Source organism: Elusimicrobiota bacterium (assembly GCA_018816525.1).
Classification (GTDB): Bacteria; Elusimicrobiota; Endomicrobiia; order CG1-02-37-114; family XYA2-FULL-39-19; genus OXYB2-FULL-48-7.
The window spans coordinates 1-26,177 of sequence record JAHIVV010000014.1 but is presented as its reverse complement, the minus strand read 5'-3'; the positions used below and the strand labels follow the sequence as shown (position 1 = coordinate 26,177).

Below are 26,177 nucleotides of genomic sequence, written 5' to 3'. Positions count from 1 at the left end.
TTTTACTGAACTCCGTCCCCTGAGCGATTGTAAGGCAGTAGGCCGAAATATGCCGGGGGTTAAGTTCGATTACTTTTTTTAATGTATTTTGAAAATCAGCGACAGATTGGCCCGGAATTCCATAAATCAAATCAATATTGATATTATTTATTCCGGCCTGCCTGGCCATTTCATATTTTTTTATAAAATCCTGAACATTATGAATTCTGCCCAACGTTTTAAGGTTTTTATCTTCGGAATCCTGCAAACCAATACTTAGCCTGAGGTTGCTGAAAGCTTCTTTCAACACAGTTAATTTCTCTTTTGTCAGGCTTTCGGGATTTGCTTCAATAGTAATTTCTTTAACATTTGTGCAATCGAAGTATTTTTTTATTATGCTGGAGAGCTTTTCTATTTGACACGAGGAAAGAAGCGAGGGTGTTCCCCCTCCGATGAAAATGGTAGATAAAGGCAATTTTCCGCCAGAGGCGTACCAGCCTTGGGCTGGGAAATTTGATAAAACTTCTTTTTCTAAAGCAGAAAGATAATCATGAATTAACTCTTCCTTACCGGGATAAGAGATGAAATCACAATAGCGGCATTTTTTCCCGCAAAATGGAATATGAACATACAAACTTTTCATTATTACCTTTCTAATACCCCATGTAACACGCTAGGAAGTGTATGGGGTACTATTTAATAATTCTTATCCTCGCAAGAGGCCAGTAAATTATAAGCGCTTGGCCCTTTAAAAACTTTTTCTTAATCGGCCCCCAGTACCGGGAGTCATAGGAATTATCCCTGTTGTCGCCCATAGCAAAGAAGCATCCTTCAGGAACTTTGACTGGCCCGAAATTGTCGCGAACTACGTCAAATTTCGCAAACGAGCCCTCTTCCCATAATTTCTGATAATCCGCTTTCGATAGAATACCCAATCCCATTCTTGAAAGCTCTATTTTCGACTTTATATAACCTTTCTCTGTGTTATCTTTATCTTGGTAAATTTTGTAAGGTTCAGCCTGCAATTGGCCGTTTACATAAACATCTTTGTCTTTTATCTCGACGATATCTCCGGGCAGCCCGATAGCGCGTTTGACAAAATCCTTTGTTATACCATGCGCCTTATCTTCGTCAGACAAAGCGGCATCCGGGGCTTTGAATATAATTATATCGCCCCTGTGCACTTTTCTCAAAGGAAGAATAGTTTTTCCGTCGGTGAGAGGTATATGAACCCCATAAATAAATTTGTTCACAAAAAGGTGATCTCCTTCGAAAAGCGTATTATGCATGCTTCCCGAAGGTATCTTGAAAGCCTGGACAATAAAATACATTATTATCGACGCAAAAATAACTGCTGACCAGATTGTGTCTGCCCATTCCAGGACCGCCCTAAAACTTTTTGAACTACTGAGTTCCTGTCTTTTCTTTTTGTAGTAGTGCATGATTTGGGCGATTAATAAAACGATAATACCTGCAATAAATAATTTAAACTCCACTTTAAACTCCTTTTGCCCCAAAACCAATAAGGTAGCGGTTTTGGTGCTTCATCCCATTCAGTCTTGAATTTTTAATAGCGCCAGAAACGTTTCTTGCGGAATTTCAACCCGGCCGAACTGTTTCATTTTTTTCTTGCCTTCTTTTTGTTTTTCAAGAAGCTTGCGCTTTCTTGAAATATCTCCGCCGTAACACTTGGCAAGAACGTCCTTCCTTATAGCGCTGATATCGTCGCGCGCCACAATGCGGTTATCCGCTTTAACCTGCAATGGTATCTGGAACATCTGCCTGGGTATGGTTTTCCTTAATTTCTCAATAAGCCTGTTGGCTATTTTGTCAATGTTTGACTCGTGAACAATAAACGAAAACGCATCTACAATTTCATAGTTAATAAGCACTTCCAATTTTTCAAGGACCGATTTTTTATAACCCGTTTGCTCGTAATCAAATGACGCATATCCTTTTGATACCGATTTTAAAGCATCATAAAAACCTACTATTATTTCGGCTAAAGGCATATCGAAAACCATTACCGACTTGAATCCTTCCAACTGGCGTATTTCTATAACCTTCCCGCGGTTTCCTTTGCAAAGTTCAACTACATTGCTTGTAAATTCCGTCGGAGTAACTATGGTCGCCTTTACATAGGGCTCTTCAATATATTCGATGTCGTTGCAGGAAGGGATTTTAGCCGGGTTGTCTATATCATGAATTTTGTCGTCATTTTTAATCTTAACTTTATAATTAACGTTGGGGGAAGTTATAAGAATGTCGCAATTGAATTCCCGCTCCAGGCGTTCTTTCACAATTTCAAGGTGAAGCGAACCCAAAAACCCGCAATGAAAACCAGGGCCCAATGCGCTGGAACTCACATTTTTATATACAAGGGAAGCATCGGTGAGATTAAATTTTTCAAGAGCCATGCGTAATTCATCGTAACCACTTGTACTGACGGGGAAAATTCCCGCAAATACGAAAGGTTTTGCATCAAGCAATTCGTTGACTTTTTTTTCCTGGCTTTTTCCGTATTCAACAATCGTATCGCCGATTTTTACGTCATGAATTGTTTTAATCCCTGCAACCAGATAACCCACTTCTCCGCTTGAGATTATGTCCGTCGGCAGCATTTTTATACCGACTGTCCCCGTTTCTAAAACTTCATAGGTTTTATTATTAGAAAGAAGAGTTATCTTCATGCCTCGCTTTATTTCGCCTTCAAATACTCTCATATAAACTACAACACCGCGGTATGGATCGTAAAAAGAATCAAATACAACAGCTTGCAGGTCTGAGTTTTTGTCGCCTTTAGGCGGCGGGACTTTTTTTACAATGGCTTCAAGGACATCTTCAATTCCTAGCCCGCTTTTTGCGCTCACTTTTACTACATCGTCTTCCAGCTCTAAAATATCAATTATCTGCATCTCCGTGCCTTCTATGTCAGCGGTAGGCAGGTCGATTTTATTTATAACAGGTATTATTTTCAGGTTGTGCTTTTTTGCCGTTGCTGTGTTAGCCAGTGTCTGCGCTTCTACTCCCTGGGAAGCGTCCACTAACAATATGGCCCCTTCAGATGCAATCATTGCGCGGGATACTTCATAAGAAAAATCAACGTGGCCGGGAGTGTCAATTAAGTTAAGTATGTAATCATTGCCGTCTTTAGCGCGATAATTTAATTTTACTGTTTTTGACCTTATGGTTATGCCTCTCTCGCGTTCCAGATCCATGCTGTCAAGCATCTGGGGTTTAGACAAATCAAAGCCTGAAGTATGAGTGTATTCAAGGATTCTGTCTGCCAGGGTGCTTTTGCCGTGGTCAATGTGCGCTATGATGCAAAAATTTCTTATATTCATGTAATGTGATTTCTTCTAATTGCGCTCACCGCTGCTTCCCGGTCATTATTGCTTAGCACTTCGCGAGCCAGGTCTTGCGCGTCCGCTAAAGTTATAGACCTTATAGCCTTTTTTATTTTTGGAACAGCAATCGGCGGAATACTGAATTCATCCAGGCCCAGGCCCACTAATATCGACGTAAATGATGTGTCCGCTGCCATCTCGCCGCACATGCCAACCCACTTGCCTGCCTGGTGGCCCGCGTCAATGATTCGTTTGATTAGGCGCAAAATGGCAAGATGCATTGGTTCATACATATATGCAACCGATTCGTTCATCCTATCTACTGCAAATGTATACTGAATCAGGTCATTAGTCCCGATTGAAAGAAAATCCGCCTCCCGGGCAATAAGATCTGCGGTAAGAGCCGCGGAAGGTATTTCTATCATCGCGCCGACTTCAATTTTTTCATGAAACTCTAGCCCTTTGTTCTGTAATTCGCTTTTTGCTTCCTCAAGATATTTTTTTGCCCTCTTGAATTCTTCTACGCTGGAAATCATGGGAAACATGATTTTAACTTTACCTTCTTTTGACGCGCGTAAAATTGCGCGCAGCTGCGCTTTAAATATCTCCGGGTATTTAAAGCACAATCTGATGGCCCGCAGGCCCAGAAAAGGATTGCTTTCATGCGTGAAACCCTCAAAACCCATCTGCATGAGTTTATCCCCTCCCAGGTCAAGCGTTCTGATTATCACTGAGTAAGGCAGCATTTTATGGACTACCTTTTTACAGATTTCGTATTGCTGTTCTTCGGAAGGCATTTTGTTTTCTTTAAGATAAATAAACTCAGTTCTTAAAAGCCCTATCCCTTCCGACCCTGAGTTTAATACTGTTTTTACCTCCTCAGGTGAATCAACATTGCACGCCAGCGCGACCCTGTGCCCGTCGCTTGTCTGCGCAGGAAGGTCCCTGAGTTTTTCTAGTTCATGTTTTTCCGCTATCTGGCTGTCATATTCGCGTTTATAATTTCCCAGAGTCTGTTCATCGGGGTTAAGTATTACCAGGCCCTGATTACCGTCGACTATTATATCGTCTTCATGGTTGGCTGTTAAGGTCAAATTTTTTAACCCCACGACTGCGGGAATATCCAGGTCCTGGGCAAATAAAGCTATATGCGAAGTCCTTCCGCCGACATCTGTGACAAAAGCCCCTACGTTTCTTTCTTTAAGCTTAATTGTATCCGAAGGCCCCAGGCTGTGAGCGACGATTATAGAACCTTTCCCTGCTTCTGCAATCGCCCTGTGATAAGGGCCCGTCAACTGCCTCATGATCCTCTTTCCTATTTCCTGAATATCATTTTTTCTCTCGCGGAAATATTCGTCGTCAATTTTTTCAAAAGACTGGACTACTTTTTCAACGACGGTCCACAAAGCATATTCTGCGTTCACGCCTTCTTCATTGATTCTTCTTATTACGTCTCTGTTAAGCAGCGGGTCTTCGAGCATCAGCAGATGCGCGTCAGCCAGTAGCGAGTGCTCTTTACCGAATACTTTAATAATTTCTTTCTTGGCTATAGCAAGCTCTTCTGTTACTCCCGCCACGGCGATTTTGAACCGGCCTACTTCTTTTTTTACGTTTTGTTTAGGAATCTTCCTGGGGACTATCGCAAATTCTTCTTCTTCAATAAGGAATATTTTTCCGATAGCAATCCCGCTGGACGCGATTACCCCTTTAAAAACATTTGTCTGCTTTGTTGTTTGTTCCATGATTGGTCCTTATAGTTTCTATTTCGCTAAATTTATTCCAACTCAGTCTTCGTTGAATCTATTTTCGACTAATTCGGATATTCCATTTATCAAATCCTGTTCATCTTCGCCTTCAGCGACTATCTTGATTTGCGAGCCCATTTCAGCGGCAAGGGTCATCAGGCCCATGATACTTTTACCGTCCACTTCCTGGTCTCCTTTAAAAACTTTTATAGCTGACTTGTATTTTGTAGTCAGCTGAACGAACATGGCTGCAGGCCTTGCATGTAAACCCAATTTATTCCTAACAGTTAAATTTGTTTCCTGCATTATTTATATCCTCGCTAAACAAACCAGAATAACAGTAAATAACAGACCATAAAATAATTTAGTTGACGACACTCCTTTTCTGTATAAGTAAGTTCCGGCGCAAAAAACCAACACTGCTAGCGCTTTTTCCCTCATGCTTGAAAGGTCTATAATGAAATACAAAATCGCCGCTATACAAACTGTTATGAAACCCGCAATTCTTACTGTACTGATAATTCGCTGAATATTCCAGCGTGATATATTTTTTATTATTCTTTCCCTCAGCCGGTAGCCCATAAAAACGCCGTAATACCGCAAATAGATATTGAGGGAATTATAAAAAATCAGAAAACCGAAAAAGAGCCACCAGATAACAAAATTATTGATTCCCTTGAAAAATATGACAACCGGAAAAACTACTAACAAGGCACAAAAAGGCCTCCAGACAGCCCAAAAAAACGCATCACCTATTGCCGCCAGAGGGCCGGCCATATTGGTTTTAGAAACTTGTATCATATTCCTCGAAGTTGACGCTTTTTCATCCTTTGCAGTTTTTTCTTCAAGAGAAACCGTCATGCCCATAAGGATGCCTATCATGTAAGGATGAGTATTGAAAAATTCAAGATGGCTTTTAACAACTTCGAACCTCTGGTTTTTATCAGGATATATTTTTTTAAGCGCAGGCATTATCCCGTACAAAAACCCGATATTCTGCATCCTCTCATAATTCCAGGCTGCCTGAATAAAAAATGACCTGAAAAATATTTTTACCAGATCAAGTGCTTTCATATTTCTTTTTCCTGAAAAAATTGAACGCTACCGCGAAACCCAGAACCGGTATAAATTTCAGCGAAGCGTCCAGCCCCTGTTTTACAAATAAAGGAATAATACTTTCAGCCCAATCAAGTATAACATTGCCCAAAGGCAAAAACACTATAAAAAACAAAAACGCTTTAGCTGCAAAAATAAGAAGGCTTATGTATACGTATATGGAAACAGCATTTTCTTTGCCTTTATCAACCCTTTTCTCCATGATTGCCAATAATTTTGAATTGAATTGCCTGTTCCAGACATCCGCTATCCTGAAAAATATGCTTAAAGGCACAGCCAGGCCGATTGCCAGCGCGACAGTATGAAATTGCACGCTTCCCCCGGGAGCCAGCGACCAATAAACTGAAAGAATCGCGCTGACCATCAGTTCGGGAGCCACGTAGGTCCCTATCGGAAAAACATCTATCCACACAATTTCAATAAAAGTCCCGATTAACAAACCGGTTTTTATATCGCCCATAAAATAGCCGGTTATTATGCCTGAAATAAAAGGCCGGGAAATCATAAAATTTCCAATGGCATTATCCAGTGCCAAAAACATTGAAATAAAAGCGATTAAAAACATTTTTACAATCTCTCTATAATAACCTTAAAATCTATATGTTTTGTTTCGTCCGGTTCAAGCTCAAATTTCAGCCAGGGCATTACCGAGGTTCCTTGATAAGTCCTTTCAAATCCCGACTCTGATAGAGAAACTGTTTCTACCGGAAATACCCAAAAATTTGTTTCCTCTTCAAATTTAACGATTACCCTGGTTTTTTGCGGTTCATCAACCCTTACCCACTGGGTTGCCGCTTTATTCATGCAGTCTTCTTTTTGCGTTCCGAGGAAACTAAAATTTAATTCAGGCCCGAAGTGTAAAAAAACTTTTTCATTATCGGAATTTGTTATTTTATATGTAAATTCTGCGCCGAGTACCTGGCCTGCGGCCCTAATTTCTTTTTCTACCTTTATTTTAAACAATTTGCCGCCAACCCATACATTTCCATCTCTTGACAATTTTATTGTATTTTCACTGCCCTTCTGAAGTTCATAATCATATCTCTCCAGGACAAAATCACCTTGTTCGCCGTATTGGCATTTTGAAAATGATTCGTAAGAGGTTTCCGGATGCGGAAAATGATCCAGGAGGCTTGCTTTTGTGTACCAGTCATAATTGAGATACTGGTCTAAATTTCCCTCTTTTACTTCAACAATGTCGTGAATGGATTCTACCGCGGCAGGGGGTTTTCTGCCTTCTCCTGCGGGGTTTTTCGCCATAAACTCTATCAACCTGCGGTGATACGCTTCCTGCCTTCTTGTTAAAGTATTGAGCAGGTTCACACCCGAGTCCCGCAGGTCCCATTCAAAAATAGAACCGCCGCGCTGCGGCGAAATATATAAATTCTGGGAGCTGGTTTCGATAATAATTTCATCCTGGCTGTCTTTATCAAAATCAAAAACTGTTATCTTTATACCGGATATTTCTTCAATAGTTTTTTCAGCAAGGATTAATTTTTCGTATATTGCTTTGCGTAAATGGGGCAAATAAAGCCCGCCGAAAACCCCGTGCCAGTAAGCGCAATTGCACTGGCCTTCATAAAGAAAATCAAGCGCTTTGGCTATTTGCCGGGCAGTACGCTGATTTTTGTCTTCTTCACTTTTTGCGTTGAATTCCGACCTTAGATTATTAATTTTATCGCTTACATAAAGCATTTTTTTGTGCATAATATTTGTTTCAGGGTATTTTGTCATAAAATTGCGCCAAATACCGCCGCGGACAAATTTCTTGATCTTTTCGCCGGAATGCGCGGTTTTGAGCTCTTCCATTACATCTTCCATCTCTTCCTGGGGAACCCTCGGAAGAGCCCACTGAGTCATTTCAAAATAACTTGCCGTGGGCAGGTATATTTTACCCCTGGCCGGGTATTTTTTTATAACTTCGCCCGGTGTCGTAGACGTTATCCAATCCGAGTTATCTTCAAGAGCTTTTAAAAACCTATCAAGCCAGCCGTCGGTATAAACATGTTTATGCGTGTGAGGCCAAAGCCCGAACTTTTCACCGTCATCGATCATTACTAGGGTTGTTCCTTCATGTTCCGTCGCCATTTTCCTGAAATAATCTATTGTTTCTTCAACAGTCCGGAACGGTATATAATACCTGAGCATCTGGTTTATTGTAAATATTTTAAGCACCTGGCCTTGTTCTTCGGTAAGGTAGTAACCCGTACGTTCTTCCTCGGACAATCCGCTTGACAAAAAATGATAATCATCTACTACTGTATATTTGACGCCCGCAATAGCAAATATTTTGGGAAGGTGGGGTTCCCAGACGCGTTCTGCAAGCCAAAGGCCCTCAGGCCTGGAATTAAATTCATTTTTAAGGTACTCGGACATTTTCTTTATCTGCCCGATTTTATCCCTGTCGGGAAGAGCAGGCATTACTGGCTCATAATATCCGCCGCCGATTAATTCCACCTGGTTGTTATCGTGCATTTGTTTCGTCTTATCAATATATTCCGGCTGGAATTCCCTGAAATAATCCCATAAGACTCCCGAACAATGCAGCGACCACTTTATGGAGGGGTGGTTTTCCATTAATTCAAGAAAAGGTTTATAGGCGAGTTCATAACCTTTGTCCAGTACTTCTTTAAAATTTCCCACAGGCTGGTGGTTATGGACGCCGAAAATAAAATTAATTTTTTTCATTTTTATAATATTTCGCGATTAAATCAATTACATTATGCCGTTCATCCAGAGGAAGCACTCTTCCTTCAACCTCAACACCCAGTTTTGCTATTTCCCTGAGGGCGGTTACATCCTGGTCATTAAGAGAAAGCCCTGTGCCTATCTGCTGCTTGCCGGCCGAAAAGTGCAGGCCCCCGACATTCACTGAAGACAGCTCAACTCCGCCTTTAATCAATTCAAGCACGTCAAAAGGGTTCGAAAAAAGCGCCAGCACCTTTTCTTTTTCAAAATAGCCACTGGTAAATTTTTTTATAGCTTCTCCGACAGTAAGGCATTCTATATGTATTCCGGAAGGTATGGAAATACTGTATAAGGCAGATTGCATTTTGTCAGCGGCGACCAGGTCATTAACAACGATTATAAAACTGGCGTTAAGAACCCGCAGCCAGCCTTCAATCACCTGTCCGTGAACAAGCCTGTCATCAATTCTTGCAAGAATTATTGCCATAATTTATATCTGTCCGCTGTCTAATTTTCCCAAAAATATTTTTTTTACATCCACAATATTTTTTTGGCCTGCGTCAATGACTTTTTTTGCCAGGTCCTTTAACGGCAATTTGTCTTTATTTATTAAAGCGGTAATAAGCATATATAAATTAACCCCGCTTATTATCTCAAGGTTATGCATTTTTGTGTAAGGCAGGACTATATTGCACGGCGTACCGCCCAGCAGGTCGGTCAAAACTAATATTCCGTCACCTTTATCGATTTCCTTTATAACCCGGCCTACTTTATCTTTAAGAGATTCCTGCGATTCGTCGGGAGGTATTTGAAATGCGCTTACATCGACATGGCGGCCTATTATCATTTCAGCTCCTTTTCCCAACTTTTCCCCTAAATCACCATGCGTAACAATCAGGATATTAATCATTTCCTTCTTTCTTTTCCCGGACCCTGTCCGGGGCCATTTCCCGAATAAGTTTTTCATTAAGTAATTTTGCGCTATAATGCCCGCTCTGCTTCAACCGCTGGTTCAGAGCCGCTATCTCAAGCAGGACTGCCAGGTTTCTTCCCTGCCGTACAGGCATTATTATTTCAGGTATATTAGTGCCAAGAATATTTGTAACCTTTTCTTCAATACCCAGCCTGTCGTATTCCTGGATTAAATTCCATTCCTCAAGCTTTACCACCAGTTCAATTTTCGCGCTATTCATAATGGCCCCTAAACCAAAAATTGACTGGACATCTATAATCCCTAGCCCGCGGACTTCGATATGATGGCTTATAATTTTTTCTGCGCTGCCGACCAGGATTCCCCTGGTCCTGCGCCTTATTTTCACAATATCATCGGCAACAAGCATATGCCCTCTTTTTATAAGCTCCAAAGCGCATTCTGATTTGCCTATTCCTGATTCGCCCGTGATAAGCACGCCAAGCCCGTAAATTTCAACCAACACGCCATGCATTTGAATACTAGGCGCCAATTGTTCTTCCAGGGCCAGGTAAAGATTAATTAAAAACTCTGAAGTCTGGCCTGAAGTCTTCATCAGAGGCAATTTATATTCTCCGCATAAATCAATTAATTCTTCAGGCGGCTGGAAATCCTTGGTTACTATTATACAGGGCATTTGAGAATATGAATTTATCAAATCTTTAAATACCTTAAGGCGCGTTTCCGGAGAAAGTTTTTGCGCATAAGTCTGCTCTGCAGCCCCCCAAATATGAATTTGTTCCGCAGGGAAATGCGTAAAGTGCCCGGTCAAAGCAAGGCCTAAACGGTTTATCTCGGGTTGAACGATCGTGCGAGAAAAACCTTCTTTACCTGTTATTATGGATAAGGATAAAACTTTGCCTTTGTTGTTGAATAAATCGCCCACTGAATATTTTATCATTGGGTTTTACAGTTCATCTTCCTGCTGGATTATTTTCAACACTTCCTCTTTACTTTTAGATTCAAGCAATGCCTGCCTGAAAAACTTGTCTTTGCAAAGCCTGGAAACTTTGGCCAGTGCCCTAAGGTGCTGTCCGCCTGAATCCGGAGGTGACAGGAGCAAAAAGATGATATGAACAGGTTCGCCATCCAGGGCTTCAAACTCCACCCCCTGCCTGGAAATGCCTACAGCTCCGACAAGATCGCTTACTGCATCAGTCCTTCCGTGGGGTATCGCTACTCCCTGGCCAATGCCGGTAGTTCCAAGTTTTTCCCTCTCCATCACGGATGCAATTGCTTTATTGGAATCCTTTAATTTCTTTTCCTTCATAACACATTCAACCAACTCGCTTACAGCGCCTTTCTTGTCCTTTGACTGGAGTTCAAGAATTATTGCTTTTGGGTACAAAAACTCGAAAATCTTTATCAACTTGTTTATTCCCCCTTTTTATTTATTATTTTTTCATTTTAAGTTTTTTTTCAATAGTTCAATTCAAGCAAGCCATTGCCGCCGTTTTCTTTTTTGTATACTATCGTGACCTTGTCGGTATACCTGTTTGAAAAAGCGAAGAAATTTAATTCAAGCGCATCCATTTCGTTCAATGCCTGTTTGGGAGTAAAATATTTCAAATCCTGTTTCCTTGTTCCCAGTATATCCTGTGGAGCTGATCCGTCAGACATGCGGTAAATTTCCTGTTTTGCCGGGTGTTTGCTATGATGGCCTTTCTGGATTTCTTTGAATTTGTTTACCTGCCTTTCAAGCTTGTCTGTGGTAAGGTCGACCGCCGCATACATGTCGGAAGAAACCTCTTTTGCCTTAAAAATATGTCCTTCTACATGAAGTTTTATTTCCACTATCTGCCTGTACTTTTCCACTTCCATTTTAACCTGGGCATTAATGATCTGATGCATGAGAAAATGGGTCAGCTTCTCAATTTTTTTAGTAACGTAATCTTCCAGCGGTTTTGTCAGCTTGACATTTCTTGTCGTGATGCTGATTTTCATGTTACAATCCCCCTTAGGTATTTGTTTAAACTTGGAACTTCTCTCCTAAATACAGCCTTCTGGCTTCCGGGCTGTTAAGCAAGCTTTTTGCATCGCCCTCCAAAAGTATTTTACCGTCATAAATAATATAAGCGCGGTCAATAATCTCCAGAGTTTCCCTTACATTGTGGTCAGTAATCAGTATTCCTATATGTTTTTGTTTGAGGACTTTTATCATGTTCTGTATTTCTGTCACTGTGATAGGGTCAATGCCGACAAATGGTTCGTCTAATAATAAAAAAACCGGGTCAATAAGCAGGGCCCGGGCAATTTCTGTACGCCTTTTTTCTCCTCCTGAAAGCGAATAAGCTTTCTGTTTGCGTAGTTTTTCCAAACCAAACTCTTTTATAGAGCTTTCTATCTTTGCTTTTTTGGTTTCCTGCGGCATCTTCAGGAACTCAGTAATTGCAACAAAGTTATCCTCCACGGTAAGTTTGCGGAAAATTGAGGGTTCCTGAGGCAGGTAAGATACGCCCGAGCGGGCGCGCATATACATGGGCATATTCGTCATATCCTTATCGCCTATAAAAACTTTCCCGGCATCCGGAGTATAAGAACCCACTATCATCTTAAAAATGGTAGTTTTACCTGCGCCATTAGGGCCGAGTAACCCTACGATTTCTCCTTTTTTAACCTCAAGTGTTACTCCGTCAACAACCTTTTTGCCTTTTTTAAAACTTTTTACCAAATTCTGCGCTTTTAATTTCATATACCGGTCTTCCTGGTTATTTGCGAGAAAACATTATTTTCAAAATAGAGCTTCCTTTCCTCAGGCATCATCATTATCTTTTCCGCCGTGAATTTTGCTTCGTATTCTCCGAAATAATTTACCACAGGCATAAAATCTTTCTCTTTCAGCATAACTATTTTTTTACTGTCATGAAAATACTGCGCAAATTGGGACTGGGCCGTGTTTTTTTCAAAAGCCAGAGAAACATTATCATAAAATTTAGCCTCTTTTGTTATGCCGTTAAAATCTATCAAGTCCGCTTTTATTTCTATAATCCTGCCGTCGCTGCTGGTATAAATTGCCCAGCAATTCCCCCATAATTTTGATTGGTCCGTTTTCGAGTTATAGGTTCCGTTGTCAGCCTTTATTTTTAGTACACCTGTAGTTTCATCGATATAATATCCGTTTATATTACCCGACATTTCCATAATTTTCGAGCTTTTATCATCTACCGCATAATCAGCGGTTAAAAAGTTTTTGCCTACTACAGCGCTGACATTTTTTCTGTAAATCATCTTATTTTCTTTCATCCTGAATTCCAGGGAATCAGCTTTAAGAAACTCTGAAGGCGCGGGGCCGGAAAAAAGGCTGTAAGGAAAACAGGAGATATACGCTATTGAAATGAAGATGATGTTGTTTTTATTCATTTGCTTCCCTGCGCCACGCTTTCTTTAATGATTACGGAAGACAAGTCCGGTTCTGCTTCAAGCCCTTTACCTTCGACTATGCCGTCAGCTTTAATCAATTTCACATAAGAATCACCGTAAATCTTTTTCGTATCCGACTTGTACCTTAAATCGGCGCTCTGCAAGACTGTATTGTCAGTGCTGGTAATTGTAGTAGGGCCTTTTGTATAGAAATCATTTTTACTGGTATCAATTTCTCCTGACTTGGCTTTCAGTATGGCTTTAATATGTTTGCCGTCATCCGTAAAAAAATTTACAAGGAAATCCTTAAGCTTGGCATTTTTTTGGGATTCAAAAATTTGCGCTTCCCGGGCAGTAAGGGTCCAGTTTTTTATTCCATTTTTAGATTCGAATGCCGTGAACTTTTTTAAAACCTGTTCAGGGCCTGTCTGCGGCTTGCTAGTGAGCGCTTCATCAGAACACCCGGCAAACGCGCAAACTAAGAGTATTAAAATTATTCTGTTGATTTTCACTATTCACCGCTACGCTATTGATCCCATCTTTTATGAAACCAGACCCACTGCTCCGGGTATTTCCTTATGTAGGACTCAATTATGTTAGTAAAAAGCTGAGTGTTCTTTATTAAATCCTGCTCTTCATTTCCAGTTTTTATCAGCTCAACCTGCTTTGACATTTCAACTTTGAAAGTATCGTCCTTTTCCCTGATTATCATCCCGGAAACAACCGGCGCGCCGGTTTTTAGAGCCAGCGCCGCAAGCCCTGAAGGTGTAAGCGCTTTCTTTCCGAAAAAATCAACATAAACACCCGGCACGGATTTTATATTCTGGTCTATCAGCATTGCCAGGCAATGGTTTTTCTTTAAAGCCCTCAAAATCCCCATCGGTGAATCGTTCAGGCCGCGGCGGATGATTTTCATCCCCATTGATTCTCTTGACTGTATAAGCAGCTCATCAAGTTCTTCAATGTAGAGTTTTCTCGCTATAACGCTGAGAGGAAAACCATTTTGTGCTATAGCCACGCCGAGCAGTTCCCAGTTACTGAAATGGGCCGCAATCATCAGCACGCCTTTATTCTGACTGTAAACTGCCTTAAAATCTTCTGCGCCGGTAAAGTTCACTACAGTAGAAACATTGTCCTTGTTGAGTTTATTCAAGTTTATAAACTCAAAAAAGTTTTTTCCCTGGTTGATGAAAACTCTTTTTGCCAAAGACCTGATTTCTTTATCCGATTTTTCAGGAAAACAGTTTTTCAGGTTCTGCCGGGCTATGGCGCTGTATCTTTTTACCAAATAGAATCCGATCCATCCAAAAAAACCGCCCAATCTTTGCGAACCCTTAAATGTAAAAATACGGACTGATTTTAAAAATAAAAGGATAACCCAATAGTAAATTCTTCTTCTGATATAATGCCGTCTATACGCCATCTATTTATTGTAAATTCCGAAAACCCTGTTGTAAGCCCCTTGTGCTCTCAGAATTATCTCCACTGCTTCACGGAAAACACCATAACCGCCGTTATATTTGCTTATATAGTGAGCTGCTTTTTTTGCTTCCGGCACGGCATCTTTAGGGCAGATAGAAAGCCCGGCGCGTCTAAGCAGCGGTATGTCCAGCCAATCATCGCCAAGAAATGCTATCTGCGAATATTCATAATTGCCGATTTTTACAATCTCTTCAAACGGCGCCAGTTTATCCGGAATTCCCTGGTAGAAATATTTAATTTTCAGTTCCGCCGCACGTATTTCCACCTGTTTTGAAGCCCTTCCGGTAATCCAGGCCAGGTTAATATCCAGGCCGCTTTTTTTAAGCAGCGTGTATGCCAGCCGGTCCCTGATATCCCAGATTTTGACTTCTTCGCCGGATTCCAGGACTATCATCTCACCCTTGGTAAGGACTCCATCCAGGTCCATAGCGATCAATTTTATTTTTTTTGCCCTATTTAAAATTTCTTTTTTCATTTTATTCCTGCAATTATTAAATCGCGCTCATCGATAATGCCGATAGGCTGTCCATCAGCGCCAATAACAGGCAGATTATCGCAATTGTATTTATTCATCATCTCTGCAGCTTCCAGCGCCAGTTTTCCCGGTGCAATACATTTTGGATTTTTCGTCATTACATCTTTAAGTTTTCTTGAAAGTATATTTTTATCTTTCGGGAGTATTCTTCTAAGGTCACCGTCGGTGAAATACCCTGCCAGTTTACCCTTTGGATCTACTATGCTAAGCGATCCAATCTTTGTTTTAGTCATAACCACAAGCCCTTGTTCTACTGAAGCATCCTGGCTTATCACGGGATTTTCACCGCCCGTACGCATAATTTTTTCAACTCTAAGAGTTACTTTATTGCCCAAAATACCGCCCGGATGAAACTTTGCGTAATCCTCCCTTTTGAACCCCCTTAATTTACTGACCGAGAGAACAAGCGCATCGCCCATTGCAAGCATGGCGGTGGTTGATGCAGTAGGTACCAGATTATGGGGGCAAGCTTCCTTTTTTACAAAGGTAAGAAGGGTATAATCTGCAAATTTTGTGATAAAAGAATTTGCGCGGCCCGTCATTGATATTATTTTAATATTCATGCTTTTTATAATGGGCAATATTTTTTTAAATTCCTCCGACTCTCCCGAATAGGAAAGCGCCATCAGAATATCTGAATTAGTGACCATCCCCAAATCCCCATGCACGATTTCTGCCGGATGAATTGAATTTGACGGAATGCCGATGGAGGCAAAGGTGGAAGATATTTTTCTCCCAATAAGCCCGGATTTTCCCATCCCGAGAATTATCACCCTTCCGGAATTGTTTATGGCTTCATTAATCAGGCTTACAGAACCTAAAAAATCATTGTCTATATGTTTGATTTGCTCTTTTACCGCATCAGATTCAATTTGTAAAACTTCTTTTGCAAATTTAGCTATGTCTTTCATCTAATCCTCTATTTCGTGCCGGTGTTTTGGGACGACTTCAACCAGGGCGTTATGTCCTGCGGCAATTTCCGCATATAGGGCTTGAATAAAGCATTGAGCGTGAAAAAAAGCACGATAAGCACAACAAAAATAATTCCAAGAACTTTGGCGTGCCACTTCCACGTAGGGCGCCATACCTCTTTTAATACTAGAGAAGTACCGCACTTTTTACAGGTTTTAGCTTCTTCCTTGTTTTCAACGTTACATTTTGGACATTTCATTAATAAAACCCCCGGTTTTATTAACCCCGATTTCGTGTTTCACGTTTTGCAAGGTGCAAAAAGGGAAACCTTCGGGGTCTAATTGTTTCTTTATTTCTGACTTACTTTGCTCCAGTCTTCTAAAAATTTCTTTATGCCTGCATCCGTTAAATCATGTTTGAACAATTCTTTAAATACTTTAAACGGTATCGAAACTGCGGCCGCTCCGTGTTTGGCTGAACCCAGGACATGCGCGTTATTTCTTACCGAGACGACTATAACTTCAGTCCTGAATTGGTAATTTTTATATATCTGCTGTATTTCAGAAATCATATCCAGCCCATTCTGGCCGATATCGTCCAGCCGGCCAACAAACGGGCAAATGTAGTCTGCGCCGGCAACTGCCGCCACCAAGGCCTGCGCCGGTGAAAATACAAGAGTGAGCGCTGTCTTGATTTTTTTCTTTTTTAAAGCGCCTACTGCCTTTACGCTGTCCGGGGTCATGGGCAGTTTTGCGACTATTTGCGGTGAAATTGCCGCAAGTTTAAGCGATTCTTTCATAATACCGTCATATTCCGCGCTTAGCGGCTCGGCAAGCACGTCAACTTTTGCAATTTTGCATATATCCGCAAGAAGCTTTTTTTGTTCCTGCAAACCTTCGTTACCCGCCGTACCGGAGACTTTTTTTGCCATCAACGTAGGGTTGGTAGTAACTCCGCCGAGCAATCCCCAATCAGCAACTTGTTTTATTTCGTCCAAATCAACTGAATCAATAAATAATTTCAATGAATCCCCCTTATTATTTCACTTAACTGTTTTGCTTTTATCAATAAAGCCTCAAGTTTGTCCAGCGCGAGCATGCTTGCCGCATCGCAAAGCGCTTTCGCCGGATTCGGATGCACTTCCAGGAACAGCCCGTCGCAGCCGGCACCTACAGCTGCAAATGAAAGCGGATAAATCAGTTTTGGCTGCCCGCCGGACGAATCCTTCGATGGCGGCCCCGGCATGCGGACTACGTGAGTAATATCTGCTATAACGGGAAAACCCAGCTCCTGCATAAGCAGGAAGGAACGCATGTCGCATATAAGGTTATTATAACCGAAAATCGTGCCTCTGTCGGTCAGGAATATTTTGTCATTGCCTGTTGATATTGCTTTGTCGCATATTTTTTTCATGTCCCACGGCGCAAGAAATTGCCCTTTTTTTATATTAATCGGTTTACCCATTTTTGCAGCTTCTACAACCATATCTGTTTGCGAGCACAAATAGGCAGGAATCTGAATAACGTCAAGAACTTCCGCCGCCTGGGCTATTTCGTTTCTGCAGTGAACATCTGAAATGACTGGGATTGAAAGCTCTTTTTTAATTTTCTCTAAAATCTTCAAACCTTTTTTTAACCCAGGCCCGCGGTAATAATCAATTGATCCGCGGTTAGATTTGTCATAAGACGACTTAAAAATAAAAGGAATTTTCAATTTGTCTGTTATTTTCTTTATTTTCTCAGCCGTGTTTATAGTAAGTTTTTCTTCTTCAATCACACAAGGGCCTGCAATAAGCACTAAAGGGTTCTTGCCGCCGATTTTTATTTTACCCACCTGGATTACTTTCATTATCTGCCGCCTTTTTTAATTAAACCTTCAACTATTCTTACATCTCCCGGAACATCCACATCAACTGCCCCGTCATTTTCTACAATTACAACTTTTATTTTATAACCATTTTCAATTATTCTTAATTGTTCCAATTTTTCCGCTTTTTCCAGTGTGCTTTCCTTCAGTTTTACAAATTTTTCTAAAAAATTCTTTCTATACACGTAAAGCCCTATGTGTTTGTAATAAAAATCCTTTTTACCGGTACCGGTAAATCGCGCGCTGTCGGGGATTACTGAACGGGAAAAATACAGAGCATGCATATTTTTATCAAAAACAACCTTGGCAATATTCGTATCATCCAGTTTTTCTCCACTGCCGGGGGCACAAATGGGCGTGGATACTGCTGCCGATTTGTCATCGAGAATAGCCTGGATTGTTTTATCAATCAATTTCGGAGAAATAAGAGGTTCATCACCCTGCAGGTTGACTACTATGTCACAATTAATTTTTTTTACCGCTTGCGCGATTCTGTCTGTACCTGTTTTGCAGTTTACTGATGTCATTATAACCTGCGCACCGAATTCTTTTGCTTTATCAAAAATTCTTTTGTCGTCGGTTGCTATAATTACTTTATTTACAAGTTTTGCCAGTTTCGCTCTTTCCCACACTCTCTGGATCAGGGGCTTGCCGAAAATGTTTACGAGAGGTTTCCCGGGAAATCTTGTTGAAGCATATCTTGCAGGAATAACGCATATTATTTTCATGAAATTTTATTCTTTGATTGCATTTTTCAATTCTTCAATAGTCACTGTTGCCGTGCCGAGTTTGGCAACAACTGCGCCGGCGGCATAATTGGCTATTTCCGCCGCTTCCTTCAGAGGCGCGCCTGATGCAAGGCACATGGTGAGCACCGCTATTACCGTATCACCGGCTCCTGTAACATCATAAACTTCTTTTGCGCGCGTGGGTATAAAAACAGGCGGCTTTGATTTCTCAAATATTGCCATTCCTCTTTCCCCCAGGGTAATTATCACTGATTTACTGGAAAGAGTTTTAAGTATTTTCTGGCCGAGTTCTTTGATTTCCTGCTCGGAAGAAATTTTCTTGAGCAATCCAATACCCTGTATTGCTTCATTGAGGTTGGGTGTCATCGTGGTAATTTTTTTATATTGCAGAAAATGCTCTATTTTCGGGTCTACTGTGATGGGAATGCCTTTTGTGTTGGCTAAAGGAATAATTTTTTTGAGTAGGTCTGAGGTAATAACCCCCTTACCATAATCGGAGATCATTATTGCATTTGCTTCTTTTGCTGCTTGAATGATATAGTCAGTCATTTTTGAAAGCGTACCGGATGAAAGTTTTTCCCTGCTTTCTTTATCGTATCTTACTATCTGCTGGTGATGGGCTATTACTCTGGTTTTTATGGTTGTAGGGCGGGCTTCGTCTATAATTACACCGTCGGTATTTATATTGAGGGCCTTTAATCTGGCTATGAGCGTTTCCCCGGGGCTGTCATTGCCTATTACTCCCGCAAGCAGCGCTTTTGCGCCAAGTGAACTAATATTGTTGGTTACGTTACCGGCTCCGCCGGGCGTAAATGTTTCTTTTGTCACATCCACAACCGGCACCGGGGCTTCGGGGGATATGCGCGATACGCTGCCATAGAGGAACTTGTCTAATATCAGATCCCCGATTACAAGGATTTTTTTACTTGAAAACCTTTCTATATATCGGAAATACTTGCTTTTCATGGCTCCATTCCCCTCCAATACATGTTCCGACATTATATAAAATCTTTTAAAGCATTTCAATGAACCGTATTAAGTATGTCAGTTAAGAATTAAAAGTGGCTGCAAATTCTGAGTAGAAAGAAAAGGTATCCCTGTTTTACCCAGCGCCAGCCGGAAGGGAGGGGGTTAATATTTGAATTATTAAATGAATTATTAAACTGTTGACTATTCATTTAATTACCATTGGCAATAAAACCAGTAACTTTTCTATTTTTGCCCTATAGCCCTGCTCGGTTTTTTCTATCATATCAAGTTTTTCCAATTCATTAATATCCCTGGATAGTGTTTTTGTTGTTTTGTTCCGATACATTTCCATAACCGGTTTACTTATAGTCGTTAAATCATTAAAAAGCACGGGCTTATTTTGTTTTGACAACTCCAATAATAAACTTCTTATTCTTTTTGTAATATTTTCATGATGTTTATGTTCCCTGAAAGTTTCATAGACGTAACTTTCCCAGGATGTTTCTATAACTTGGCTAAAAATGTATTTAAGTTGTTCCTTTAAACCATCTAAAAATCCCTGAACAGAATAAGATACAAAACCATTAACATCATTTTTCCTGCCTGCTTCATCAAGTTGTTTGTAATATTCCGCTCTTGTTGCGTTATAATGGTTGCTCAATAGATGAGCGGCGGGAGAAGGAACGCCTGAACTTAGAAGTATATACAATTCAATGATTCTGGCTGTGCGCCCGTTACCGTCCCCAAAAGGATGTATCCAGGCAAAATATAAATGAGCAACAATTGCTTTCACTATGCTATTTAAAACAGGATATTTTTCGTCAATAATAAAATAATCACTGTTATTTAACCACGTACAATACTTTTCCATTAGTAAAGGAACATCATTGAAATCAGGTGCCCTGTAACTGCCAACCCCCACGGAGTAAGTTCTGTATTTTCCCGGAATAATATGTTCTAATAACGGAATTTCTTTAAGAATTGTTTTATTATAATGAAATATGTCTTCGCAATTTAATAAATGTTCCTTTTCTGATGGTATTTTTTTATTTTTCAATTCATTACATAAAAGGAGTATATTGTCTACTTCTTTTCCTAAATATTCTTTTGATGGCGGTAATTTAAGCTTATTATCTAAACGCATTCTTACTTCTTCTTCTGTTAAACTGTTTCCTTCTATTGCTGTTGTTGCCTGAACACCTTTGACCAGATATACCTTATGCATTTCTTCTGAAATCGTTGGTTTTAGCGGAACGCTGCAAATATGTTCAATTTTAGATACACATTCACCTAATTGAACCCAGGTTAGAACCGGTAAGTTTTTAAGATTGATACTGAAGTTAATCCACGAGTATTTGTCAATAATATTGTCCATAATTATGTCTCCTAATTTGTCCAATATATTATCATATTGTTATCGTCAGTAATGTTAACTTTAATGCTTAACAATAACACATATTTTGTCCATATAAATAATAGCATTTATGGTGATATTTGTCAATGGGGTATTGGTTAATATGCTTAAAAAAGTTACTTTTTATATGACTTTTCAATTCCTTCCAGCGCCTCTGGGGGGGACGTTGTTAAGTAATCAACTTATGATTATTTTCTCTTGCCAATTTCTCGCCCTTCTTTATACTTTGAGATATAGCTGACCCTGTTATATTCAATAGCCTGCCTAACTCGCTGCCGGTTATGCCTAATTCTTTTTTTCCCCAATAAGTTAATAGGTTTCTCGCCTTTGATATTCTGCTATTTTTACTACGTTTATATATATCTTCTTCCTTTATGTTCATTAGTCCGCAAACACGTTTTATTAATTTTTCTTTATCCCACCCTTCCCGCTTTAAATGTTCTCGCCTATTTAAGTTTTCTTCCGATTCCTTTAATATTGAGCTTACAAACTCTCCGTCCCCCAACATCCGCTCATCTCCAAGCTGTTTATGCCTGCTTCTGCTTAATCTTACTGCCTCTTTCCACCCGCCGGCACTGCGAATCAATCCGCCGCCGCTTAATTCCTCCCGATGGTTAATATCCTTCGCTTCTTTTACAAATTCAATGTATTTCTTCACTGCTTCATTTGGTTTTCTACCGAATAGTTCCAGTATATCATCAGTGCTTTGCCACTTAACTTCCTTATTATTTCCTATTAATACCGAATGGCCGCTCCATTTGTATTTATTTAATCCTTCCATGTCTTTAACAAGTTTTGCTCTCAATGGATTTAAGTGTATATACCGCACTAGTTCCAATAAATAATTATCTTCCTGGCATAAAATGGATTTATACCGGTTTTGATACAAATATCCGCTTCGTTTATATTTACGGTTGAAATAAACAGCGTAGCCGGTCAGGAGACGGCTCATTAGTTCGCTCAACGGTTTAGCACCGCTTCTTATCAACAAATGAAAATGGTTGGGCATCAGCACCCAACCGTAACATTTGTGTCCAGTATTTTCTACCCCTTCAGCTGAACGCCTTAAAAATTCTTCCCGATCTTCATCATTTTTAAATATTTCCCGGCGCTCCAATCCGCGCTGGATTATATGATATATCCCACCTGCTATGTTTATTCTTCCCTGTCTTGGCATATTTACATCCTATCATTAAGTTTTGTTTGTGTCAATACTTCAATACTTAACAACGTCCCCTAATGTTCTAATGTTAATGTAATCCGCGTTTGAAGTTGAATTTTGTGGTGTCCGGGAGATTTTTCTGGTCCAGGTAACCCGAGTACAATTCCTTCCATTTGCTTTTATCCGGTTTAATGAAACTCAAATCAATGCCAAAGTTTGTTATCCCAAGCCCTGAGAGTTTTTTTCTAACAGTAAAATTCATTACCGGCATCTCAGGCAGGACAACTCCGGAGTTGGCTTCGTACCTCAGCCAAAAATTTTCGTTAGATTTATTTGTAATCTCTCCTTCTTCAAGATAACCCGCATCAAGCATCCTTGAACGTGCAACCGGCGGATAACCAAACAAGTAAACAATCAACCTTGAACGCATTCCTGATTGGGTAAGCCTCTGGATATTAAGAAAATCATCTTCCCACGAAACAGTAAAATATTCTGTTCCCAAATCCTTGTAAACGCGGCCGGTAAAAGCGTTCATTGTATAAAGGAAGTGGCCCGAGACTTTCGGCGTATCATTTGAAAAATATTTAAAATGAGAAATATTGTTTAAAATCCAGAATTTTATTCCTGCGCCCGCCATAGCATTTATAATCTGAGAATAGGACGCAAATTCTTTCTGGCTTATATAAGGAGTAAGTTCGCAGGCAAAATTTACGCCCTGATACTGTAATGTGCCCGCAATGGCTTTGAAATTATACATGTTTTCTGTATTAATACTCAATACAATCATTAATCTTTTTGAATTTAATGGCAGCACTTCCAGCCAATCGGGATTGTCAATTTTAACCCATAGTCGTTCTTCTTGAAACCCTTCGCTCTTTTGAGATTCGCACCATTGCCTGGCAATCAAATCAGGATAAGTTAGCGGCTGGTATTTTGTATTCCCCCGCACTTTTCCGTTATAGCCCTTGTATATGGCATCGACTTCTTTTGTTAATATTTTTTCGTTCCAATTTGCATCACCGGCCTTAAAAACCGGGCTGCCGGGTTTAAAATTTTCATCTAGGCCTATCGAGTACAAATCGCCGTCCTTTTTGAATTCAGTAATTTTAATTGTCTTAGTTATGTCGTTTGAAGGGTCGGAAATTCTAATGCGGTCACCCTCAGTAAGCTCAGAATTTAATTTTAAAATAATTCTCGTTCCATTAGAATTTACAACACTTCCTATATTCATACCCAAGCATTGCGCGTTAGCCGGGTTAAAAAGAGTTTTATCAGAGCCTGAGAAAAACAGGGACGTTTTTGAGCGCGCCCAATCCCTGGAAAGCATTTTTTTTGCTTCCTGGACCGACGGGTTAAATCCCTCTTCCGGCGCATCAATAATCATTCTGTACGCGCTTACAACATTGAATACATATTCGCTGCTGCGCATCCTTCCTTCTATTTTCAATGAATCAATTCCAATTTTCCCAAGGTTTTGAATTTCTTCAACAAGCTGTAAATCCTTCGGTGAAAACAAGTAACCCGTTTTTTTTGAAGTTTTCCAGATACGCCTGCAGGGCTGAGTGCACCAGCCGCGATTACCGCTTCTTGAACCTATGAAACTTGAAAACAGGCACATTCCTGAAACACTGAAACATAAAGCTCCGTGGCAAAATATTTCCAGTTCAACCGGAGATTTTGACGCTGTCTGCTTTAAATCGCCCTGCGAAAGTTCTCTCGCGAGTATAACTCTTTCAAACCCAAGTTTTGCAAGCACTTCAACGCCTGCGCGGCTATGCACCGCCAGCTGGGTGCTCGCATGAAGTTTAAGTTGAGGAAATTCTTCCTTAATTATTCTTGCCAACCCTAAATCCTGCAAAATTATTGCGTCAGGTTTGAAAACATTAATCTTTTCTAATGTTTTAACTGCGTCATAAATTTCTTCGTGTTTTATAAGAGTATTCAACGCAAGATATATTTTTTTATTTTTCTCATGCGCATAATTAGTCAGGACTTCCAAATCATATAAATTCAGCCTATCCGCATTCAATCGCGCGTTATATTTATCCACTCCTATATACATGGAGTCGGCGCCGGCTTTTATGGCAGAGAAAAAAGCTTCTTTTGACCCGGCAGGCGCTAGTAATTCCAGTTTTTTCCGAAAGTTCATAACAGCATTATATTAAATTATTCAGTGTTTTTCATTGATTTATTTTATTTTATATGATAAAATTTATCTACGATAATTCAAATTACTTTTGCTTTTTTATTTACGCTTTTATACATACAAAATATTTTTCGGCAAAGGCAGATGAATTATGGTTTTAGCAACACCTTATTATTTAATTGACGAAAAAAAACTTCTGAGTAATCTTAAAAAAATAAAACACATCCGTGAAGTTTCCGGCGCAAAGTCCGTACTTGCCTTGAAATGTTTCTCCGCGTGGTGTGTTTTTGATTTAATGAAGAAATATATGGACGGCACCGCGAGCAGTTCGCTTTATGAAGCGCGCCTGGGAAAAGAAAAATTCGGCAAAGAGGTTCACGCTTACAGCGTTGCTTATAATGATGAAGAAATAAAAGAAGTTTCAAGTTTTGCAGGCAAAATTATTTTCAATTCTATTTCACAACTTAAAAAATATCGCGAAATAGCGGAAAAAATAAAAAATATAAAATTGGGCCTGCGGGTTAATCCTAAAATCAGTTACTCACATTTTGATTTAGCTGACCCTGCAAGAAAATATTCAAGGCTTGGAGTTATAAACAAAAACGAACTTTTGAAAGTTGCGCCATTAATCAGCGGCCTGATGTTCCATTTCAACTGCGAGAATAATGACTTCGCTAATCTTTCGCATTCACTTGATACAATAGGCCGCAAATACGGAGATATATTGAATAAAATGGAATGGGTCAGCCTTGGCGGAGGGCTTTATTTTACCAAAACAGGTTATCCGATTGAAAAATTCTGCAAAAAATTAAAAGAATTCAGTAAAAAGTTCGATGTTCAGGTTTACCTGGAGCCCGGAGAATCTGCAATTACGCAATCAGCGGAACTTGTTACAACGGTACTGGACCTGGTTCATAATGATATTGACATTGCAATTGTTGACGCTTCTACTGAAGCCCATATGCTGGATTTACTTATTTACCGGACTCCTGCAATAATTGACGCGCCCGCTTCTAAAAATGGAAAATATAAATACATGGTGGCCGGGAGATCCTGCCTGGCAGGAGACGTGTTTGGGACATATAATTTTAAATCTCCTTTAAAAACAGGAAGTGAAATAAGAATTTCTGATGCGGCAGGATATTCAATGGTTAAAAAGAACTGGTTTAACGGACTGCCGATGCCTTCAATAGCAGTTAAGAGACTGAATGGGAAAATAGAAATAGTGCGTAAATTTACTTATAACGATTTTAAAAATAGTTTATCGTAAATAGAAAGAGGGGTATAAGATAAAAGGAGAGGTATTTAAAAATGAAAAAAAACGTATTAGTAGTAGGAGCAGGGGGCGTGGCGCACGTGGTAGCCCACAAGTGCGCTCAGCACAATGATGTTTTAGGCGATATCTGTATTGCGTCAAGAAAAATTGAAAAATGCGACGCTATCATCGAAAGCATAAAAAGAAAAAACAGCCTCAAAGACAAATCAAAAAAACTTCATTCGCGCAAATTGGATGCAATGGATGTAGCTTCTACAGTAAAACTAATTAAAGAAACCAATTCACAAATCATTATTAACCTGGGAACTGCCTATATTAATATGTCCGTCCTTGAAGCCTGTATTCAGGCAGGCAATGTCTGTTATATGGACACCGCTATTCATGAAGAACCGGATAAAGTCTGCGAAGACCCGCCGTGGTACGGAAATTATGAATGGAAACGCAAAGACCGCTGTAAAGAA

Annotated in this window: 29 protein-coding genes; 2 read left to right on the top strand and 27 right to left on the bottom strand. The window is 40.1% G+C overall.

The window, feature by feature from the left end:
* From hemW to KKH91_01740, 27 genes are all read right to left on the bottom strand, one after another.
* On the bottom strand, window positions 1-622 hold a 622-nt coding region (gene hemW / locus KKH91_01870), incomplete at its 3' end, for a radical SAM family heme chaperone HemW (GenBank protein ID MBU0951564.1).
* Between the two features lie 49 nt (window positions 623-671).
* Window positions 672-1,475, bottom strand: coding sequence for a signal peptidase I (gene lepB / locus KKH91_01865; protein ID MBU0951563.1), 804 nt, complete (start codon window positions 1,473-1,475; stop codon window positions 672-674).
* A 57-nt stretch (window positions 1,476-1,532) separates the two neighbouring features.
* Entirely contained in the window at window positions 1,533-3,323 is a 1,791-nt protein-coding gene (gene lepA / locus KKH91_01860; GenBank protein MBU0951562.1) for a translation elongation factor 4, read from the bottom strand.
* On the bottom strand, window positions 3,320-5,068 hold the full coding sequence (ptsP, locus tag KKH91_01855; GenBank protein MBU0951561.1) for a phosphoenolpyruvate--protein phosphotransferase: 1,749 nt from the start codon (window positions 5,066-5,068) through the stop codon (window positions 3,320-3,322). The genes lepA and ptsP overlap by 4 nt, the downstream gene beginning before the upstream one ends.
* A gap of 42 nt (window positions 5,069-5,110) precedes the next feature.
* Window positions 5,111-5,377: an HPr family phosphocarrier protein gene (locus tag KKH91_01850; protein MBU0951560.1), complete on the bottom strand. Its 267-nt coding sequence runs from the start codon at window positions 5,375-5,377 to the stop codon at window positions 5,111-5,113.
* 3 nt (window positions 5,378-5,380) lie between these two features.
* Window positions 5,381-6,145, bottom strand: coding sequence for a PTS system mannose/fructose/sorbose family transporter subunit IID (locus KKH91_01845; GenBank protein MBU0951559.1), 765 nt, complete (start codon window positions 6,143-6,145; stop codon window positions 5,381-5,383).
* Window positions 6,132-6,752 carry a PTS sugar transporter subunit IIC gene (locus KKH91_01840; GenBank protein ID MBU0951558.1) on the bottom strand — a complete coding sequence of 207 codons (621 nt, stop codon included), beginning with the start codon at window positions 6,750-6,752 and terminating at the stop codon, window positions 6,132-6,134. The genes KKH91_01845 and KKH91_01840 overlap by 14 nt, the downstream gene beginning before the upstream one ends.
* A gap of 2 nt (window positions 6,753-6,754) precedes the next feature.
* On the bottom strand, window positions 6,755-8,875 hold the full coding sequence (locus KKH91_01835) for a DUF1926 domain-containing protein (GenBank protein ID MBU0951557.1): 2,121 nt from the start codon (window positions 8,873-8,875) through the stop codon (window positions 6,755-6,757).
* Entirely contained in the window at window positions 8,862-9,362 is a 501-nt protein-coding gene (locus KKH91_01830) for a PTS sugar transporter subunit IIB (protein ID MBU0951556.1), read from the bottom strand. The genes KKH91_01835 and KKH91_01830 overlap by 14 nt, the downstream gene beginning before the upstream one ends.
* 3 nt (window positions 9,363-9,365) lie before the next feature.
* Window positions 9,366-9,785 (bottom strand): PTS fructose transporter subunit IIA, encoded by a 420-nt coding sequence (locus KKH91_01825; protein ID MBU0951555.1) that lies wholly within the window; start codon window positions 9,783-9,785, stop codon window positions 9,366-9,368.
* Window positions 9,778-10,746 (bottom strand): HPr(Ser) kinase/phosphatase, encoded by a 969-nt coding sequence (gene hprK, locus KKH91_01820; GenBank protein MBU0951554.1) that lies wholly within the window; start codon window positions 10,744-10,746, stop codon window positions 9,778-9,780. The genes KKH91_01825 and hprK overlap by 8 nt, the downstream gene beginning before the upstream one ends.
* Window positions 10,747-10,752: 6 nt before the next feature.
* Complete coding sequence (locus KKH91_01815) at window positions 10,753-11,214, bottom strand: PTS sugar transporter subunit IIA (protein ID MBU0951553.1); 462 nt, start codon at window positions 11,212-11,214, stop codon at window positions 10,753-10,755.
* A gap of 50 nt (window positions 11,215-11,264) precedes the next feature.
* Window positions 11,265-11,789 (bottom strand): ribosome-associated translation inhibitor RaiA, encoded by a 525-nt coding sequence (raiA, locus tag KKH91_01810; GenBank protein MBU0951552.1) that lies wholly within the window; start codon window positions 11,787-11,789, stop codon window positions 11,265-11,267.
* 25 nt (window positions 11,790-11,814) lie between these two features.
* A complete protein-coding gene (gene lptB / locus KKH91_01805) occupies window positions 11,815-12,537 on the bottom strand; it encodes an LPS export ABC transporter ATP-binding protein (protein ID MBU0951551.1) in 723 nt (240 codons plus the stop codon).
* Window positions 12,534-13,205 (bottom strand): hypothetical protein, encoded by a 672-nt coding sequence (locus KKH91_01800; GenBank protein MBU0951550.1) that lies wholly within the window; start codon window positions 13,203-13,205, stop codon window positions 12,534-12,536. The genes lptB and KKH91_01800 overlap by 4 nt, the downstream gene beginning before the upstream one ends.
* On the bottom strand, window positions 13,202-13,717 hold the full coding sequence (gene lptC / locus KKH91_01795; GenBank protein ID MBU0951549.1) for an LPS export ABC transporter periplasmic protein LptC: 516 nt from the start codon (window positions 13,715-13,717) through the stop codon (window positions 13,202-13,204). The genes KKH91_01800 and lptC overlap by 4 nt, the downstream gene beginning before the upstream one ends.
* A 14-nt stretch (window positions 13,718-13,731) precedes the next feature.
* The gene (locus tag KKH91_01790) at window positions 13,732-14,628 is read right to left on the bottom strand and encodes a lysophospholipid acyltransferase family protein (GenBank protein ID MBU0951548.1); all 897 of its coding nucleotides are present in this window, start codon (window positions 14,626-14,628) and stop codon (window positions 13,732-13,734) included.
* A complete protein-coding gene (locus KKH91_01785; protein ID MBU0951547.1) occupies window positions 14,629-15,162 on the bottom strand; it encodes an HAD hydrolase family protein in 534 nt (177 codons plus the stop codon).
* Complete coding sequence (locus KKH91_01780; protein ID MBU0951546.1) at window positions 15,159-16,133, bottom strand: KpsF/GutQ family sugar-phosphate isomerase; 975 nt, start codon at window positions 16,131-16,133, stop codon at window positions 15,159-15,161. Before KKH91_01780 ends, KKH91_01785 begins: the two co-directional genes overlap by 4 nt.
* A gap of 8 nt (window positions 16,134-16,141) precedes the next feature.
* Window positions 16,142-16,393, bottom strand: a complete 252-nt coding sequence (locus tag KKH91_01775; GenBank protein MBU0951545.1) for a zinc-ribbon domain-containing protein — start codon at window positions 16,391-16,393, stop codon at window positions 16,142-16,144.
* A 90-nt stretch (window positions 16,394-16,483) separates the two neighbouring features.
* Window positions 16,484-17,158: a fructose-6-phosphate aldolase gene (locus tag KKH91_01770; protein ID MBU0951544.1), complete on the bottom strand. Its 675-nt coding sequence runs from the start codon at window positions 17,156-17,158 to the stop codon at window positions 16,484-16,486.
* Window positions 17,155-17,985, bottom strand: coding sequence for a 3-deoxy-8-phosphooctulonate synthase (kdsA, locus tag KKH91_01765; protein ID MBU0951543.1), 831 nt, complete (start codon window positions 17,983-17,985; stop codon window positions 17,155-17,157). The genes KKH91_01770 and kdsA overlap by 4 nt, the downstream gene beginning before the upstream one ends.
* Entirely contained in the window at window positions 17,982-18,728 is a 747-nt protein-coding gene (kdsB, locus tag KKH91_01760) for a 3-deoxy-manno-octulosonate cytidylyltransferase (GenBank protein ID MBU0951542.1), read from the bottom strand. The genes kdsA and kdsB overlap by 4 nt, the downstream gene beginning before the upstream one ends.
* 6 nt (window positions 18,729-18,734) lie before the next feature.
* Complete coding sequence (gene rfaE1, locus KKH91_01755; protein MBU0951541.1) at window positions 18,735-19,715, bottom strand: D-glycero-beta-D-manno-heptose-7-phosphate kinase; 981 nt, start codon at window positions 19,713-19,715, stop codon at window positions 18,735-18,737.
* Window positions 19,716-19,923: 208 nt separating this feature from the next.
* Window positions 19,924-21,093, bottom strand: coding sequence for a Fic family protein (locus KKH91_01750; protein ID MBU0951540.1), 1,170 nt, complete (start codon window positions 21,091-21,093; stop codon window positions 19,924-19,926).
* Window positions 21,094-21,301: 208 nt separating this feature from the next.
* On the bottom strand, window positions 21,302-22,309 hold the full coding sequence (locus KKH91_01745; protein ID MBU0951539.1) for a transposase: 1,008 nt from the start codon (window positions 22,307-22,309) through the stop codon (window positions 21,302-21,304).
* A 73-nt stretch (window positions 22,310-22,382) separates the two neighbouring features.
* Window positions 22,383-24,443, bottom strand: coding sequence for a U32 family peptidase (locus tag KKH91_01740; GenBank protein ID MBU0951538.1), 2,061 nt, complete (start codon window positions 24,441-24,443; stop codon window positions 22,383-22,385).
* 148 nt (window positions 24,444-24,591) lie between these two features.
* Here KKH91_01740 and nspC point away from each other — a divergent pair, with 148 nt between their 5' ends.
* Together nspC and KKH91_01730 are read left to right on the top strand one after the other, a co-directional pair.
* Complete coding sequence (gene nspC, locus KKH91_01735) at window positions 24,592-25,710, top strand: carboxynorspermidine decarboxylase (protein MBU0951537.1); 1,119 nt, start codon at window positions 24,592-24,594, stop codon at window positions 25,708-25,710.
* 41 nt (window positions 25,711-25,751) lie between these two features.
* Window positions 25,752-26,177 (top strand): saccharopine dehydrogenase NADP-binding domain-containing protein (locus KKH91_01730; protein ID MBU0951536.1); only part of this gene is annotated, 426 nt, incomplete at its 3' end.